Source organism: Acidovorax sp. PRC11 (assembly GCF_031844105.1).
In the GTDB taxonomy this organism is placed as follows: domain Bacteria; phylum Pseudomonadota; class Gammaproteobacteria; order Burkholderiales; family Burkholderiaceae_C; genus Paracidovorax.
The window spans coordinates 130,677-146,899 of sequence record NZ_JAUZUQ010000008.1 but is presented as its reverse complement, the minus strand read 5'-3'; the positions used below and the strand labels follow the sequence as shown (position 1 = coordinate 146,899).

11 protein-coding genes and 1 tRNA gene are annotated in these 16,223 nt (G+C 73.3%); 5 read left to right on the top strand and 7 right to left on the bottom strand.

What is annotated here, in order from left to right:
• Positions 1 to 4 precede the first annotated feature (4 nt).
• Together Q9R47_RS11485 and Q9R47_RS11480 are read left to right on the top strand one after the other, a co-directional pair.
• Entirely contained in the window at positions 5 to 1,894 is a 1,890-nt protein-coding gene (locus Q9R47_RS11485; RefSeq protein ID WP_311233327.1) for a BamA/TamA family outer membrane protein, read from the top strand.
• 30 nt (positions 1,895 to 1,924) lie between these two features.
• Positions 1,925 to 6,412, top strand: coding sequence for a translocation/assembly module TamB domain-containing protein (locus tag Q9R47_RS11480; RefSeq protein ID WP_311233326.1), 4,488 nt, complete (start codon positions 1,925 to 1,927; stop codon positions 6,410 to 6,412).
• Positions 6,413 to 6,477: 65 nt separating this feature from the next.
• Here the strand turns inward: Q9R47_RS11480 and Q9R47_RS11475 are convergent, their stop codons facing one another.
• Positions 6,478 to 7,050 carry a guanylate cyclase gene (locus tag Q9R47_RS11475; RefSeq protein WP_311233325.1) on the bottom strand — a complete coding sequence of 191 codons (573 nt, stop codon included), beginning with the start codon at positions 7,048 to 7,050 and terminating at the stop codon, positions 6,478 to 6,480.
• A gap of 131 nt (positions 7,051 to 7,181) precedes the next feature.
• A complete protein-coding gene (locus tag Q9R47_RS11470; protein ID WP_311233324.1) occupies positions 7,182 to 7,472 on the bottom strand; it encodes a hypothetical protein in 291 nt (96 codons plus the stop codon).
• A 114-nt stretch (positions 7,473 to 7,586) separates the two neighbouring features.
• Between Q9R47_RS11470 and Q9R47_RS11465 the strand changes: the two genes are divergently transcribed.
• Positions 7,587 to 7,661: transfer RNA gene (locus Q9R47_RS11465), tRNA-Arg, on the top strand.
• A 100-nt stretch (positions 7,662 to 7,761) separates the two neighbouring features.
• Here Q9R47_RS11465 and Q9R47_RS11460 read toward each other — a convergent pair.
• Positions 7,762 to 8,022 carry a hypothetical protein gene (locus Q9R47_RS11460; protein WP_404977134.1) on the bottom strand — a complete coding sequence of 87 codons (261 nt, stop codon included), beginning with the start codon at positions 8,020 to 8,022 and terminating at the stop codon, positions 7,762 to 7,764.
• Positions 8,023 to 8,295: 273 nt separating this feature from the next.
• Between Q9R47_RS11460 and Q9R47_RS11455 the strand changes: the two genes are divergently transcribed.
• Both Q9R47_RS11455 and Q9R47_RS11450 read left to right on the top strand, forming a co-directional pair.
• Complete coding sequence (locus Q9R47_RS11455) at positions 8,296 to 9,330, top strand: alpha/beta hydrolase (RefSeq protein WP_311233322.1); 1,035 nt, start codon at positions 8,296 to 8,298, stop codon at positions 9,328 to 9,330.
• A 201-nt stretch (positions 9,331 to 9,531) separates the two neighbouring features.
• Complete coding sequence (locus Q9R47_RS11450) at positions 9,532 to 10,857, top strand: putative Na+/H+ antiporter (protein ID WP_311233321.1); 1,326 nt, start codon at positions 9,532 to 9,534, stop codon at positions 10,855 to 10,857.
• Positions 10,858 to 10,867: 10 nt separating this feature from the next.
• Here the strand turns inward: Q9R47_RS11450 and Q9R47_RS11445 are convergent, their stop codons facing one another.
• The 4 genes from Q9R47_RS11445 to Q9R47_RS11430 all read right to left on the bottom strand — a co-directional run bounded on the left by Q9R47_RS11445 (position 10,868) and on the right by Q9R47_RS11430 (position 16,138).
• Entirely contained in the window at positions 10,868 to 12,277 is a 1,410-nt protein-coding gene (locus tag Q9R47_RS11445; protein WP_311233320.1) for a phospholipase D-like domain-containing protein, read from the bottom strand.
• The gene (locus Q9R47_RS11440; protein WP_311233429.1) at positions 12,274 to 13,671 is read right to left on the bottom strand and encodes an ATP-binding protein; all 1,398 of its coding nucleotides are present in this window, start codon (positions 13,669 to 13,671) and stop codon (positions 12,274 to 12,276) included. Before Q9R47_RS11440 ends, Q9R47_RS11445 begins: the two co-directional genes overlap by 4 nt.
• Positions 13,672 to 13,736: 65 nt before the next feature.
• On the bottom strand, positions 13,737 to 14,396 hold the full coding sequence (locus tag Q9R47_RS11435; protein ID WP_311233319.1) for a response regulator transcription factor: 660 nt from the start codon (positions 14,394 to 14,396) through the stop codon (positions 13,737 to 13,739).
• A 194-nt stretch (positions 14,397 to 14,590) separates the two neighbouring features.
• Positions 14,591 to 16,138 (bottom strand): DegQ family serine endoprotease, encoded by a 1,548-nt coding sequence (locus Q9R47_RS11430; protein ID WP_311233318.1) that lies wholly within the window; start codon positions 16,136 to 16,138, stop codon positions 14,591 to 14,593.
• Between the last annotated feature and the right edge of the window lie 85 nt (positions 16,139 to 16,223).

The following is a 16,223-nucleotide window of genomic DNA, read 5'->3' as shown; positions in this document are numbered from 1 at the left end:
CCGCATGCCCAGCCTGACCACAGCGCCGGCCCGTTGGCCGGCGTTGCTGCTTCTGAGTCTCGTGGCGCTCCAGGGCTGCAGCCTGCTGCCCGGCGCCCGCGACAAGGCGGACAGCGACGACAACACCTCCACCCTCGCATCCGACGCCGGCGTTGCCGGCGAAGGGGCCGAGGCCTTCACGCTCGAAGTGCAGGGCCCCGATGCCGTGCGCGACCTGCTCACGCGGCACATGGAGCTGCAGCGCTTCCGCAGGCTGCCTGGCCTGCAGGCGAGCGAACTCTCGCGCCTGCTCGGCGCGGCCGACGCCAATGCCCGCGAACTGCTCGGCACCATGGGCTATTTCAGCCCCACGCTCACCATCGCGCTGAAAGAGACGCCCGGCGGGCCCGCGCCGCGCGCCATCACCGTGGACGTCGAGCCCGGCCCGCAGACACGCGTCGCGAGCGCCGACATCGCCTTCACCGGCCCGGAGGCCGATTCCCCGGAGTTCGCGCGCCGCAAGGAACGCATCCAGCGCTCCTGGTCGCTGTCGCCCGGCGAGCCCTTCACGCAGGACGCCTGGGACGGCGCCAAGGCCTCCGGCCTGCGCCAGCTGCAGACGCTCCGCTATCCCACCGCGCGCATCGACACGAGCCGCGCCGAGATCGACGCCGACCGCAGCGAGGCCAAGCTCGGCGTCACCTACGCGCCCGGGCCGCCCTACCGCTTCGGCGCGCTGCGCGTGCAGGGCGCCCACCGCTACGACCCCGACGGCGCGCGCCGCATCGCGCGCCTGCCGACGGGCTCCGAATATTCCGAGACCGCGCTGCTCGACGCCCAGGCCCGCCTCGCCAGCAGCGGCTACTACGACGCGGTATTCCTCACGCTCGACACCGACGGCACCGATCCGCAGGCCGCGCCCGTCACGGCGCAGGTGCGCGAGGCGCCGCTGCAGAAGGTGGTGTTCGGCGTGGGCATCTCCACCGACACCGGCGCGCGCCTGAGCCTCGACCACATCCACAACCGCCTGCCCGGCATCGGCTGGCGCGCGGTGAGCAAGGTCACCATCGACCAGAAGACCCGGCTGCTGTCCACCGAATGGACGGATCTGCCCAACGAAGACGGCTGGCGCTGGTTCGGCGGCGCGCAGCTGCAGCGCGAGGAGACCGGCAGCTACGACACCGACAGCGTGCGCCTGCGCGGCGGCCGCACCAAGAGCGAGGGGCACATCGACCGCAGCTACTTCCTGCAGTACGACGACTCCAAGAGCCGCGGCCCGTCGGCCCCCCCTTCCAGCAACGCCATCACCGCCAACTACGGCTGGACGGGCCGCTACTTCAACAACGACACCTCCCCCACGCGCGGCTATGGGATCGCGGCCGAACTCGGCGTGGGCACCACGCTGCGGCCCGAGCGCGAGCCGTTCGTGCGCACGCGCGTGCGCTGGCAGTCGTTCGTGCCCATGGGCCGCGTGGACATGGGTGAGGGTGTGGTGCGCACGAGCCGGCTCTCGCTGCGCGCGGAAGGCGGCGCGGTGATCGCACGCCAGGGCGCGGACATCCCCGTCACGCAGCTGTTCCTCACGGGCGGCGACACCACCGTGCGCGGCTACGGCTACCGCAAGATCGGCGCACGCACCGAGAACGACACGCTCTACGGCGGCCGCTACCTGGCCGTGGGCAGCGTGGAGTGGCAGCGCCCGATCGAGCTGCGCGGCAACCGCACCGATTTCGAGAGCGCCGTCTTCGTGGATGCCGGCGCCGTGGCCGACCGCTGGGGCGACTTCGATCCCCGCGTGGGCGTGGGCGCCGGCCTGCGCTGGCGCAGCCCCGTGGGGCCCCTGCAGGCCGACGTCGCCTACGGCGTGCAGGCCAAGGCCCTGCGGCTGCACCTGCGCCTGGGCTTCAGCTTCTGACCGGCACCCGACCGATTTTTCCGCGACCCGATGGCCACGCACCAGACACCGAACCCCTACGCCGCCGCCGCGGCCCCCAAGCCCCGCCCCCGCCGGCGGCGTGCCCTGCGCGCCGTGCTCTGGACGCTGGCCGCACTGCTCGCGCTGGTGATCGCAGTGCTCGCCGCGGCCTGGTGGTGGAGCGGCACCGGCAACTCCCTGGCCACGGCGCTCACGCAGGCGGCCCGCTACCTGCCCGCCGGCCAGTCCCTCGAAACCCGCGACGTGTCCGGCTCCGTGCGGGCCGGCGGGCAGATCGGCTGGCTGCGCTGGAGCAGCCCGACCCTCACGGTGGAAGTGCAGGACGCGCGCATCGGCTGGAGCCTGCCGCCGCTGCTGCACCGCGAACTCACGCTGGGCGAGGTGCATGCCGCCCGCGTCATCGCCACGCCGCACCCCGCGGCGGAGCCCGGGCCGGACCAGCCCATCCAGCCGCTGGAACAGCTGGTGCTGCCGCTGCGCATCGACATCCCCCTGCGCGTGGACGAGATCACCTGGGCGGGCCCCAGCCCCGTCACCGTGCGCAACGTGGCCGGCCGCTACCGCTTCGACGGCGAACAGCACAGCGCCACGCTCGACAACCTCGAACTCGCCCAGGGCCGCTACTCGGCCAGCGCCACGCTGCAGGCGCTGGCGCCCATGGCGCTGGAACTCACCGCCGACGGCGTCGTGCGCACGCCGGCCCCGGGCGGCGGCGCGGACCTGGAAGCCACCGCCCGCGCCGAAGTGCGCGGCAACCTCGCCACCGCCGCCGCGCGCCTGGACCTGACGGGCCGCCTGCAGGCGGTTGCCGTGGAGGGCGTCGCGGCACCGCGTTCAGCGGCTTCAGCGGCTTCGGCAGCTTCGGTACCTTCGACCGCTGCGTCGGCCGCCGCATCGGCCCCGCCCTCCGCGCCCGCCCGCTCCGCCGCCGCGCGCCGCACCGCACCCCGTGCCAGTGCCGCCGCCCCCGGCGCTGCGCCCGCCGACGCGAAGCCCATGCAGGCACAGGTGCAGGCCCGCATCGCGCCCTGGGCGCCACAGCCGCTGCTGCAGGCCCGGGCCGACGTACAGGGCCTGGACGTCTCCGCGCTCTGGCCCCAGGCCCCCGCGACGCGCCTGAGCGGGCGCATCGAGGCCTCGCCCGCCCCGGTAACCGCGGTGGCGCAGCAGCAGCAACAGCAGCCCGCCACGCCGCCTGCGGCTCCGGCATCCGCCCCCGCTGCGGGCACATCCGCTCCCGCCCAGCCCGCCACCGGCTGGGCGCTGTCCGCGCAACTGGAGAACGCCCTGCCCGGCCCGTGGGACCAACGCCGGCTGCCGGTCGAATCCGTCGATGCGCGCGCGGACTTCGACGGCGCACGCTGGACGGTGCCCGCCGCCACCGTGCGCGTCGGCGGCGGCACCCTCGAACTCGAAGGCGCCTTCACGCCCGCCACGCAAGCGCTGGAGGGCGACCTGGAACTGCGCAACGTGCGGCCCGACGCGGTGCTCAGCACGCTGGACGCCGCGCCGCTGTCCGGCCGCGCCCGCGCGCGCAGCGACGGTGCCGCGCGCGCGCCGGCCGGCAACGCCGCCACCGATGCCGCCAATGCCGCCGGCCCGGACGCCGCCCCCGCGCCTGCCCCTCTGGTGCGCTTCTCCGCCGACATCCGTTCCACCGGCAGCACGGCTGCCCGCGGCGCCCGCCCACGGGCCCGCGCCGCACAGGCCGCTGGCGCTCCGCTGCGCATCGACCGGCTCGCCACCGAAGGCACCTGGCAGGGGTCCCTGATCACCCTCGCGCAGCTGCAGCTCGATGCACTCCAGGTGCAGGCCAGTGCACGCCAGTTGCGCATCGACACGGCGGCGCAGTCCGCCCAGGGCCAGTTCCAGGCCACCCTGCCGGGCGCAACGGCACAGGTCGACGGCCGCATCGCGCCGCGCGCGGGTACCGGCACGCTCGACGTGCGCGTGGCCGATGCGCAGCGCATGCAGCAATGGATCGAATCCCTCCCCGGCCTGCGCACCGCCCTGGGCGGCGCGGCGCTGCAGGGCGAGGCGCGCCTCGATGCGCGCTGGAACGGCGGCTGGCAGTCCCTGCTGGGGCAGTTGCAGACGGCCGGTCTCATCGCCAAACCCCAGGGCGCCCCCGCCACGGCCGCCGGCCCGTTCGAGCTGCAGGCCCGCCTTGCCGCACCGCGCTGGGAAGTCGCGCTGCCGCCGCGGCCGGGCACGGGCGCGGGCCCCTCCACCGTGCGGCTCACGGCCGTGCGCGCCGAGGTGGCGGGCTCCGTGCCGCGCGCTACGCTGTCGCTCGACGGCGAAGCGCGCATGGACGAGCGCCGCCTGGACTTGCGCCTGCGCGGCTCCGGCGGCGCGGCCGGCGCCGGCCAGTGGCGCGCCCAGATCGACGAACTGCGCGCCCAGGCCCGCGACGGCCAGCGCCCCGGCCCCTGGACCGTGCAGTTCGCGCAACCGCTCACCATCACCGCCCGCACCGCGCCCACCCTGCTGGTGGAAACATCGGCCGGCCAGGCGCGCATCTCCGCGCCCGCGCCCGGCGAAGCCACCCTGCGCTGGGAGCCCGCCCGCTTCGCGCGCACCGAGGCCGGCGCCGTGCAGCTGCGCACGCGCGGCCAGCTGCAGGGCCTGCCGATGGCCTGGGCCCGCGCGCTGGCCGAGGGCAGCGATGCGCTCGACCGCCTGGGCCTGCAGGGCGATCTCGTCTTCGACGGCGACTGGGACGTGGATGCGGGCGACACCCTGCGCGCCTCCGCCAGCGTGCGCCGCACGTCGGGCGACCTGCGCCTGCTCGCCGGCAGCGCGCCGGCCACCACCGTGGTGCGCAGCAGCGGCCCCAGCGCCGGCACGGGCACGGGTACCGACATGGGCATGGGCCGGGCCACCGCCGCCAAGGCCGACGCCACCGAAACGCCGCAGGGCCCCGGCATCGCCGCGGGCGTGCGCACCGCCGAACTGCGCCTGCAGGCCGAAGGCGACACCGTGCGCGCCCGCCTGCAGTGGGACAGCGAACGCGCCGGCCAGGTGCAGGCCGAAGTCTCCACGCGCCTGGCGCGGGTGGACGGGGGCTGGCAATTGCCGGCCGACGCACCCCTCGCAGGCACGGCGCGCGCCCGCTTGCCGAACATCGGCGTGTGGTCCACGCTGGCGCCGCCGGGATGGCGCGTGCAGGGCACGCTCGATGCCGATGTCACGCTCGCCGGCACGCGCGCCGCGCCCAGCTGGAGCGGCACGCTCGCCGCGGACCAGCTGGCCGTGCGCTCGCTGCTGGACGGCGTCGATCTGCAGAACGGCCGCCTGCGCGCCACGCTGCGCGGCGACCGGATCGACATCACCGAATTCCGCGTGAGCGGCGGCCAGGGCAGCAGCGCCCGCATCGCAGGCTTCAGCGGCAACCGCACATCGGCCCCGAAGGACGGCGGCACCCTGAGCGGCACCGGCAGCCTGTCGTGGGCCGGCATGGGCCAGGAGGCCGCGTCCGGCGGCTCGGGCATCACGATGGACTTCACCGCGCAGGCGCGCGCTCTGCAGGTGCTGGTGCGCGCCGACCGCCAGGTCAGCGTCTCGGGCGACGTGCGCGCCCAGCTGCGCCAGGGCCAGCTGTCGCTGCGCGGCAAGCTCACCGCCGACCGCGCCACCATCATCCTGGCCGAGGCCGGTGCGCCGAGCCTGGGCAGCGACGTGGTGGTGCGCTCCGCCGCCACCGACCGCGCCAAGGCCGAGGCCGCGCAGCGCGAGGGCGCCAAGGCCGGCCGCGTGGAGGCCGCGCGGCCGCCCGACATCGCGATCACCTTCAACCTGGGCGACGATTTCGCGCTGCAGGGCCATGGCGTCACCACGCGCCTGTCCGGCGAGCTCGACATCCGCGGCCCCGCCGTGGCCGGGGGCCCGCCGCGCATCACCGGCGAGGTGCGCACCGTGGAGGGCCGCTACCGTGCCTGGGGCCAGGCGCTCAACATCGAGACCGGCCTCGCGCGCTTCAACGGCCCCTACGACAACCCCGCGCTCGACGTGCTGGCCATCCGGCCGAACATCAGCGTGCGCGCGGGCGTGCAGGTCACCGGCACCGCCAAGGCACCGCGCGTGGCGCTCTACTCCGACCCCGACCTGCCCGATGCCGAAAAGCTCTCCTGGGTGGTGCTGGGCCGCAGCACCGCCGCGGGCGGCGCCGAAGCCGCGCTGCTGCAGCAGGCCGCGCTCGCGCTCCTGGGCGGCGGCGGCAACAACAGCGCGGGCAACTTCGCCAACCGCCTGGGCCTCGACGAGATCGGCTTCCGCGGGGCCAACTCCGGCGCCAGCGGGGAGGACGCCTCGGGCGCCGCGCTCACGTTCGGCAAACGGCTGTCGAAGGACCTGTACGTGACCTACGAGCGCAGCCTCTCGGGCGCCCTGGGCACGCTCTACATCTTCTACGACCTGACCCAGCGGCTCACGCTGCGCGGGCAGACGGGCGCGCAGAGCGCGGTGGACCTCATCTACACGCTGCGCTACGACTGACCGGCCGGGCGGCGCCCGGTGCGCCGCCTCCGGGTCCGGTATCGGTACCGGCGCCGGCCGGACGGTCAGGAAACGGCGGACGGGGGCGGCGGGGATGGCGCTGGCACAGGCGCAGTCACAGTCGCAGGTGCATGCACTGGCAGCGCCTGCTGCGCTGCCGCGCCCTCGCTGCCGCGCAGCTGGCGCACGAACGGGTAGAGCATGTGGCCTGCCGCCTTGAGCAATTCGTACTGCCCCTCGGACAGCCCGCGCTCCTCGAAGTCGAAATGGCACAGCGTGCCCCACAGCCCGCCCGCGTTGTCGCCGATCGGCACGCCGTGGTAGGCCAGCAGCACGCCGCGGTATCGATGGTTGCCGAGGAACTCCTCGTGCAGGGTGTTCTGCATCATCAGTTCGCCGTCGCGCAGCACGAACTGGCAGAAGCTGTCGGCCAGCTCGACCACCGCCAGCGCCTCGGGCCGCGCCTGGCCGAGCTTGTCGTGCAACTGGACGTTGTAGAGGCAGGAGCCCGCCATGCGGTAGACGCCCGTGTAGCGGTGCCTCACGCCCGCGTTCAGCGCAGCGATGCCAGCACCCAGCCCGCGGCCGCGCAGGATGGCCAGCAGTTGCGGGGGCGTCAGCTCGTGGGGAGTGGACATGGTCGAGCTATTGTAGGGCTGGGTACGATTGAAAAACCATCGGCCCAGCGGACACCGCGCCCTACGGGAACCAGAGGGCCGAGCCCGAAGACAGCAACGGGAAGAGAGCAGCCAACTTCAGCGGCGCGACGTCAGCGGCGCGGACCGGGCGCGAGCTGGATGGTGCCCAGCCCCGCGGGCGCATCCAGCTCCGGCCGTGGCGCCAGCCAGTACACCCACACGCCGCGCAGCCAGGCCAGCGCATGCAGTGCCGACACGGCAAGCATCTCCCACTGCCCCGCGCGCCACCCCGCCCAGAACCAGAACGGCACGCTCACCAGCCCGAGCACGCAGGCCCACCGCCGCCACGGCGCCCCGCGCGCCTGCGACAGCCACACGGCCATGGCGCCGGCCAGGGCGAGAAGGAGGGAATCGAACGGCATGCGCGGAGCATACTGTATATCCGAACAGCCCACAAACCCCGGCGCAACGGCTGGGGCAGGCGCCTGCGCACTGCGGGGACACTTGCCGCCGGGCCTTACAATCCGCGCTCGCGTCTCCTCATAGTTCAATGGATAGAACGAGTGCCTCCTAAGCGCTAGATGCAGGTTCGATTCCTGCTGAGGGGACCACTGGCCCCCGCTGCCACCCACGAAAAAGCCCGCGCAATGCGGGCTTCTTCACATGCGCGGTCGACATCGCGACTGCGCAGCTGGGCGGCGCTCCGCCACCTCAATCGGTCGACTTCTTCAGCGACTCCTTGGCCTTTTCCTTGGAATGGTGCGCGCGGTTCTTGTGGTAGTCGGCCTTCACGTTGTTGACGGCCTTGCCCACGGGGCCGCTGTGCTTGGCGTCGTTCTCGGCGCGCTTCTGGTCGATCTTGTGCTCGGCGGAATCGGCGGCTTCCGACGCGGCCTTGCCGACCTGGGCATGGGCGAACGGGGTAGCCAGCACGGCGGCAGCGGCGGCGAGGGCGACGAGGGTCTTGTTCATGGACATGTGGATCTCCTGGAATGGTGGATTCAGGCCTGCAGCATCGCCGCGCCAGCGGCTCGGCCGTGTCAGCCGGCAACCCGAGCCGCTGGCAGTGGCGGACTGCCCGGTCAGTGAAGGCGTACCGGCCGCAGCTCTGCCCACGCGGCACCGGGCGCCTGTCCCACACGCCGCCACGGTCGCGTTGCCTACATTGGGTGGCACGGCCGGGCTGACGCGCTGATCAACTCGCCGCCCCTCACCAATCCCCCCTCTTCTTTCCCAAGGAACACCATGAGCGACGACGACCAAGGCAAGCCGAACCCGATCATCAACGCGCTCTCGAACGCCGTTGCCGCCGTGCGCGCCGACGACGACCAGCTGGCACTGGCCCGCGCGCACGAGGCACTGGGCCCCAAGGCCATCGAGAAGCTCGAGGTGGCCGAGGCCCGACGCCAGCCCACCGTGGCCGACGCGGTGAACCATCTGCTGCGCGAACAGGGCCGCCCCACCGACCCGGCGCAACTGGTGCCGGGCGTGCACGCCACGCAGACCACCGTCGACGGCGCGACCGGCCCGCTGCCGGCCACGGTCTACACGCCCGAAGGTACTGCCGGCCCGCTGCCCGTGGTGCTGTACTTCCACGGCGGCGGCTGGGTGATCGCCAACAAGGAGGTCTACGACAGCGGCGCGCGCGGCCTGGCGCGGGAGGCGAATGCGATCGTCGTCTCGGTCGATTACCGGCAGGCACCGGAACACCGCTTCCCCGCCGCATGGGACGACGCACTCGCCGCCTACCGCTGGGTCGCCGCGAATGCATCCACGCTGGGCGGCGATCCGGAGCGGCTCGCGCTGGCGGGCGAGAGCGCCGGCGGCAACCTCGCCGTGGCCACGGCCGTCGCCGCGCGCGACGCGGGCCTGCCCCCGCCGCGGCACGTGCTGAGCGTGTACCCGGTCGCGCAGACCAGCCTGAATACCGAGTCGTACCTGGAAAACGCCATCGCCAAGCCGCTGAACCGCGCCATGGTGAAATGGTTCGTGGACCATCTGGTGCGCTCGGAAGACGATCTGGCCGATCCGCGCCTGTCGCTCGTCGATGCGCCGCTGGCCGGCCTGCCGCCCGTGACCATCATCAATGCGCGCATCGATCCGCTGCGCAGCGACGGCGCGAAACTGGAAGACGCGCTGCGCGATGCCGGCGTGCCGGTGGAGCGCCGCGACTACGAAGGCGTGGCGCACGAGTTCTTCGGCGCCGCCGCGGTGCTGGAGAAGGCGCGCCAGGCCCAGGCCTACGCGGGCGAGCGCCTGCGCACGGCCCTGCGCGCCTGACGGAAAACTCCCCGCCACCCTGCCCGCATCGCTGAGTGGAACGCCGCGGCGGTGCGGCTCCGAGAGCCCGCAGCGGGCAGGTAAAATCGGCTTTCAATGGGTGCCCCTGTCTGGGCCGGCGCATGCGCGTTGACGGACGGGATGGCAGGTCGTCGCGCTGGTCGGGCCGCCACGCGGCCTTTTAACGACCTCTTGACGCCCATGGACACTCCTGTCGCCCAATACGTTGCCGCCTCGCTCTTCGCGATCGCGCTGCTGCACACCTTCTCCGCCTCGCAATTCGACCGGCTCTCGCGCCGGTTCCCGCGCCATTCCGGCCTCTTCCACCTGCTCGGCGAGGTGGAAGTGGTCTTCGGTTTCTGGGCCATCGTGCTCATCGCGGCGCTCGCGCTGCTGCAGGGCGGCGGCGCTGCGCTCGCCTACGCGGAATCGCGCAACTACACCGAGCCGCTGTTCGTCTTCGTCGTGATGGTGGTGGCCGCATCGCGCCCGATCCTGGATGCGGTGGACCGCACGATCGGAGCCATCGCGCGGCGATTGCCCGTGGCGCAGCCCGTCGCCCTGGCGTGGCTGGGACTGTCGGTGGTGCCGCTGCTGGGCTCGCTCATCACCGAGCCGGCGGCGATGACGCTTGCGGCGCTTTTGCTGGCCCCCGTGGCATTCCGCCGGGCGATCCCCGAGCGCGCGAAATATTTCGCCCTGGGCGTGCTGCTCGTGAACGTGTCGATCGGCGGCACGCTCACCGCCTATGCCGCACCGCCGGTGCTGATGGTGGCCGCCACTTGGCAGTGGGACAGCGCGTTCATGTTCACGCACTTCGGGTGGAAGGCCGCGCTGGCGGTGCTGTGCAACGCCACGCTCGCGGCCTGGATGCTGCGGCCGCACCTCGCGCAGATCCACGCCCCGACCGCCCCCGCAGAGCCTGACCAGTCCGACAGCCATAGCCACGGCCACGGTCATCCCCACCACGCGCCGCACGCACCCCACGTCGGCCCCGTTCCGGCCATCGTCGCCGCCGTGCATATCGCGCTGCTGGCCGGCGTGGTGCTGTCGGCCCACCATCCCGTGATCTTCCTGGGCCTGTTCCTGCTGTTCCTCGGTTTCACGCAGGCCTATGCCCGGCACCAGAGCCGGCTGATCCTGAAAGAAGCGCTGCTGGTGGCGTTCTTCCTCGCCGGGCTGGTGGTGCTGGGTGGCATGCAGCGCTGGTGGCTGCAGCCGATCGTGTCCGCGCTGGAGCCGCTCGCGCTGTTCTTCGGGGCGCTGGGCCTCACGGCCTTGACGGACAACGCCGCGCTCACCTACCTGGGCTCGCTCATCGACGGCATCGCGCCCCAGGCCCAGTACATGCTGGTGGCCGGGGCCGTGGCCGGCGGCGGGCTCACGGTGATCGCCAATGCACCGAACCCTGCCGGCGTGGCGCTGCTCAAGCCGGGCTTCGCGGGCGGCAGCGTAGGGGCACTCGGCCTGCTGCTCGGGGCGGGCGTGCCCACGGCGGTGGCGGCGGCCGCGTTCCTGGCGCTCTAGCCGGGTTGCCCTACAACTGAAACCCCACGGCCCGCACCACGCCCTCGGCGATGTCGCGCGGCCACGAGGGAGGGCGCGCCTCGAAGCGCCGCGCGATCGCGATCTGCGCACCGCACCAGCCGGCGAGCCACCGCACTTCCTCCGGGCCGTAGAAGGCCGTCATCACTTCGTAGTTGAGGAACAGGCTGCGCGCATCGAGGTTGAGCGACCCCGACAGCGCCAGCACGTCGTCGATCACCACCGCCTTCGCATGCACCATGCCCGGTGCCAGCCAGACCTCGGCCCCTGCCTGGGCGAGCTCGCGCAACGCACGGGCGCGCGCCCAATCGGCGAGACGGTGGTTGGAGCGCTCGGGCACCAGCAGCCGTACCTGCACGCCGCGCCGGCAGGCCAGGCACCAGGCGTCGAGCAGCGCATCGTCCGGCACGAAATACGGCGTCACCGCCACGATGCGCGCCTCGGCGTGGTAGGCCGCCGCCACCAGCAATGCGTGCACGGTGTCGTCCGCATGGTCGGGGCCGCTCGGTACCCACTGCGCGGGAACGCCTGCCGCCGGACCGGGCTGCAGCGGGCGCGGCAGCACGGCGCGGGCGATGCGGCCACTCGCGGCCTGCCAGTCGGCGGCGAACTGCGCCGCGGCCTGCAGCGCGATCGGGCCTTCGATCTCGTAGCTCAGGTCGATCCACGCGGGCAGGCCCGGGCGGTCGAGGAAGTATTCGCAGGCCAGGTTGCGGCCGCCGCTCCACAGCCGCTCGCCATCGGCCACCACCAGCTTGCGGTGGTTGCGCAGGTTGGTGTGGCCGCGCAGCGGGTTGTGCAGCAGCGGCATGAAGCGGCGCACCTGCACGCCGCCTTCTCTCAGCGCGCGCCGCAGGTGGGCGGGCATGCCCAGGCTGCCGACGGCGTCCAGCAGCAGCCGCACGGCCACGCCGCGGCGCGCGGCGGCCCGCAGGGCCTCGGCCACGCGCCGGCCCACCTCGTCATCGCCGAACACGAAGGTGCACACGTCCAGGCTGTGGCGCGCCGAAGCCACCGTGGCCAGCAGGCCATCGAACGCCTGCGCTCCCTGGGCGTGGAACACGGTGCGCGCGTTGCGCACGGGCGGTGCCAGTTCCATGCCCGCCAGCAACCGCGTGGCCCAGGCGGGGCCCGGCACGTCGGCGGGCGGTGGCGGCAGGGCCGGTCCGGCCGCGAGCATGCCCGCCGCGCGGCGCTGCGGTCGCATGAACTTGCGCGAACCGAACATCAGGAAGAGCGGCACCGCCGCGTACGGGAACGCCACGATCGCCAGCACCCAGCCCATCGCCGCCGAGGGATGCCGGCGCTGCCGGCCGATGCGCGTCGCCATCACATAGATCAGCAGGCCCACGGCCACGAAGGCCGCATGGCCCAGGCCCGACAGCAGCGCGAACCGCGTCAAGCGCCGCCTCCACCGTCCCGGCCCGCGCCCTCGGCCGCTTCCGGCGGCGCACCGAACCGCAGCGCGATCCGCAGCCCGCCCAGCCGCGGCGATGCGTCCAGCACCAACGACGCACCGTGCAGCCGAGCGATCGATTGCACGATCGCCAGGCCCAGTCCGCTGCCGGCCACGGGCGCCGCGCCTTCGGGCGCGGGCGCGCGGTAGAAGCGCCCGAGCACGCGCTCGCGGTCGTCCTCGGCGATGCCGGGGCCGCTGTCCTCCACCACCAGTTCCGCGCCGCCGTCCACCGCGCGCACGTGCACGTCCACCACGCCGCCGGGCGGTGTGTACTTGACGGCGTTGTCCACGAGGTTGCGCAGCAGGATGCGCAGCGCCTCCGCATAGCCCCGCACCGGCGCGGCGTCCGCGGTGGCGAGGCCCAGGTCGATGTCCTTCTGCTGCGCGGCGGCGACCGCATCGGCCACCGCCTGCCGGGCCAGATCGGCCAGGGCCACGCGCTCCGGCGGCGCGCCCGCGGCGGCGCTGGCCTCCTGCCGCGCCAGCGCCAGCAATTGCTCCACGAGGCGCGTGGCGCGGTCGATGCCGGCCGCAAGCCGCCCGGCCGCCACCGCGCGCGCCTCTTCGGTACCGGCGCGCTGCAGGCCCTGCAGTTGCAGCTTGAGCGCCGCGAGCGGCGAGCGCAGCTCGTGCGCCGCATCCGCCACGAAATGCTGCTGCGCCTCGAAGGCCTGCCGCACGCGCTCGAACAGCAGGTTCAGCTCGTCCACCATCGGCCGCACCTCGTCGGGCAGCGCACCCGCGTTCACGGGCGACAGGTCGTCGGCCTGGCGTTTCGACAGTTGCCGGCGCACGCGTTCCACGGGCGCGAGCGAGCCGCTCACCGCCCACCACACGGCCAGCGCCAGCAGCGGCGCGAGCAGCGCGATGGGCCCGGCCGTGCGCAGCGCCAGGTCGCGCGCCATCGCGCGCCGCGCCGCCATGTCCTGCGCGACCTGGATCACCTGCGTGCGCGTCTGCACGGAGAACACCCGGTACACCGTGCCCCGCGCATGCACGTTCGAGAAACCCAGCACCGCGCGCTGCGGCAGCGCCGCGCCCACGGACGACTCGAACACCCGCAACCCGTCGGCCGACCAGATCTGCACCACGAATTCGGTGCTCTCGTCCTCCTGCGCCGGTTCCTCCTGCGCCCGCTCGGGCATCGACGGCACGCCCGGCCGCAGCGCCATCGCCGTCTGCTGCATGTGGTAGTCGAAAATCTGGTCCGCCTCGGCCAGTGCCGAGCGGTAGGCCAGCGCGAACTGCAGCAGCGCCGCGCAGACGATCGCCACGAGCAGAAAGCACAGCAGCCGCGCGCGCAGCGAATGCGGCGCCCGCGCGGCCAGGCGGTCCATCCAGCGGCCCTGCGGGCGACCGCGCGCCGGGCCCCCTCCGTCGGTTTCACCGGCGGCCGGCCGGCTCATGCCTTGGGCACCATGTAGCCCACGCCGCGCACGTTCAGCACCAGTTCCGCGCCGAGCTTCTTGCGCAGGCCGTGGATGTAGACCTCGACCGCATTGCTGCTGATCTCGTCCTTCCAGCTGTAGAGCTTTTCTTCGAGTTGCGCGCGCGAGAGCACGCGGCCCGGGCGCGCGATGAGCGGCTCCAGCACCGCCCATTCGCGCGCGGACAGCACCACCGGCTCGCCGTTCACCGCCACCTCGCGCGTGGCCGGATCGATGCTCACGCCCTTGTGCTCGTAGACCGGCTCGGCCCGGCCGGCCGCGCGCCGCGCCAGCGCCCGGATGCGCGCCAGCAGCTCGTCCAGCTCGTAGGGCTTGAGCACGTAGTCGTCGGCGCCGGCATCGAGGCCCTGCACGCGCTCGGCGACCGCGTCGCGCGCCGTGGCCACCAGCACCGGCGTGCGGTCCTTGCGCGCGCGCAGGTCGCGCAGCACTTCCAGGCCGTCGCGCCGCGGCAGGCCCAGGTCCAGCAGCACCACGTCGTAGGTCTGCGTGCGCAGCGCCGTGTCCGCCATGTCTCCGTCGCGCACCCAGTCCACCGCATGGTGCTCGGCGCGCAACAGGTCGTACACGGACTCGCCGATCATCGTGTCGTCTTCCACCAGCAGCAGTCGCATGGTTCGGTCTCCGGAACGTGTGGGAAGTGGGGGGCGATGCGGTTCGGTCGAGGTGCCGCTCCAGGGGGCCGGCGGGCTCGGCAGCATGCTCCAAGGATAGCGGCAGCACCGCCCTCCCCGCGTAGGAACCGGCCGGAGCGCAGGGGCATGGGCGGCCGTCCGGCCCCGGCAGGCCGGATCGGGCGAAGGCCGCGTCAGCCCAGCGGCACCGGCACGAAGATCTTGTTGCCGTCCCGCTCGATGAGCAGCGCCACCGATTTTCCCGCCTTCGCCATCGCGGCGCGCACCTGCTCGATGCTCTGCGCCGGCGTGCCGTTGATCGACAGCAGCACGTCGCCCGGGGCCACCCCCGCCACGGCGGCCGGACCGCGCGCCTCCTCCACCAGCAGGCCGCCGCTCACGCCGGCCTCGCGGCGTTCCTCCGGCTGCAGCGGCCGCAGCGACAGGCCGAGCTGGCCCTTGCCCACCGCCTTGTCGGCGCTCGCCACCTTGGCCGGCTTGTCGTTCGCATCGCCCAGCGTCGCGGTCAGTTCTTCCTGCTTGCCGTGGCGCCACACTTCCATGCGCGCCGTGGTGCCGGGCGCGGACTGGCCGACGAAGGCCGGCAGATCGCCCGAGGCCACGATCGGCTGGCCGTTGATGCGCAGGATCACGTCGCCCGACTTCAGCCCGGCCTTGTCGGCGGGGCCGCCGGGCTCCACGCCCGCCACCAGCGCGCCCTCGGGCTTGTCGAGCTGGAACGAATCGGCGAACGCCTGGTTCACTTCCTGCACCGACACGCCCAGCCGCGCATGGCTGGCCTTGCCCGTGGACAGGATCTGCTCCTTCACCCGCTCCGCCACCTCGATCGGGATCGCGAACGACACGCCCTGGTAGCCGCCCGAGCGGCTGTAGATCTGCGAATTGATCCCCACCACCTCGCCGCGCGAATTGAACAGCGGGCCGCCGGAGTTGCCGGGGTTCACCGCCACGTCGGTCTGGATGAAGGGCACGAAGCTGTCGTCCGGCAGCGCACGGCCCTTGGCGCTCACCACGCCCGCCGTCACGCTGTTCTCGAAGCCGAACGGCGAGCCGATGGCCAGCACCCATTCGCCCACCGCGAGTTTCTTCGTATCGCCCAGGTGCACAACGGGCAGGTCCTTCGCGTCGATCTTCAGCACGGCGATGTCCGTCTTGGGGTCGGAGCCCAGCACCTTGGCGCGGAACTCGCGCCGGTCCGTCAGCTTCACGGTCACCGTGCTGGCGTCCTTCACCACGTGGGCATTCGTCAGGATGATGCCGTCCGGGCTCACGATGAAGCCCGAGCCCTCGCCGCGCATCGGTACCTCGCGCTGCGGCATGCGGCCGCCGCCCGCACCGGGCATGCCCGGCATGCCGAAGCGGCGGAAGAACTCGAAGAACGGATCGTTCGCGTCCATGCCCTGCGGACCGTGCGGCTGGCGCTGCGCGGACGGCGTCTCGTCGTCGTCATCGTCGTTGCCGCCGCCGTTGTACGAGGTCTTGGTCGTGCCGGTGACGCTGATGTTCACCACCGCCGGGCCGTTCTGCGCCGTGATCTGCGCGAAGTCCGGCGCCGTCACGCCGGCATAGCCTGCAGGGGCCGCAGCCACCGGGGCCGCGGGCGGCAGCGCCGCGTGGCTCGTATGCAGATTGGTGACGAGCCCCGCGCCCGTCGCCCCCATGGCGCCCGCCACGACGAGGGCGAGGGTGAGGCGGCGGGGAGTGGAGAGGATCTGGTTCATGGCAAGCCTTTCAGGGAGGGTTGTGGCATGGACCGGAGTGTGTGGAACGAGACTTAGAGGGGGCTTAGAGGAGCCTTAGGTGAAC

Excerpts from the sequence above, each read along its gene's own strand:
- Q9R47_RS11485 (WP_311233327.1), top strand. The coding sequence starts at position 5 with ATGCCCAGCCTGACCACAGCGCCGGCCCGTTGGCCGGCGTTGCTGCTT.
- Q9R47_RS11480 (WP_311233326.1), top strand. The coding sequence starts at position 1,925 with ATGGCCACGCACCAGACACCGAACCCCTACGCCGCCGCCGCGGCCCCC.
- Q9R47_RS11475 (WP_311233325.1), bottom strand. The coding sequence starts at position 7,050 with ATGTCCACTCCCCACGAGCTGACGCCCCCGCAACTGCTGGCCATCCTG.
- Q9R47_RS11470 (WP_311233324.1), bottom strand. The coding sequence starts at position 7,472 with ATGCCGTTCGATTCCCTCCTTCTCGCCCTGGCCGGCGCCATGGCCGTG.
- Q9R47_RS11460 (WP_404977134.1), bottom strand. The coding sequence starts at position 8,022 with ATGAACAAGACCCTCGTCGCCCTCGCCGCCGCTGCCGCCGTGCTGGCT.
- Q9R47_RS11455 (WP_311233322.1), top strand. The coding sequence starts at position 8,296 with ATGAGCGACGACGACCAAGGCAAGCCGAACCCGATCATCAACGCGCTC.
- Q9R47_RS11450 (WP_311233321.1), top strand. The coding sequence starts at position 9,532 with ATGGACACTCCTGTCGCCCAATACGTTGCCGCCTCGCTCTTCGCGATC.
- Q9R47_RS11440 (WP_311233429.1), bottom strand. The coding sequence starts at position 13,671 with ATGGACCGCCTGGCCGCGCGGGCGCCGCATTCGCTGCGCGCGCGGCTG.
- Q9R47_RS11435 (WP_311233319.1), bottom strand. The coding sequence starts at position 14,396 with ATGCGACTGCTGCTGGTGGAAGACGACACGATGATCGGCGAGTCCGTG.
- Q9R47_RS11430 (WP_311233318.1), bottom strand. The coding sequence starts at position 16,138 with ATGAACCAGATCCTCTCCACTCCCCGCCGCCTCACCCTCGCCCTCGTC.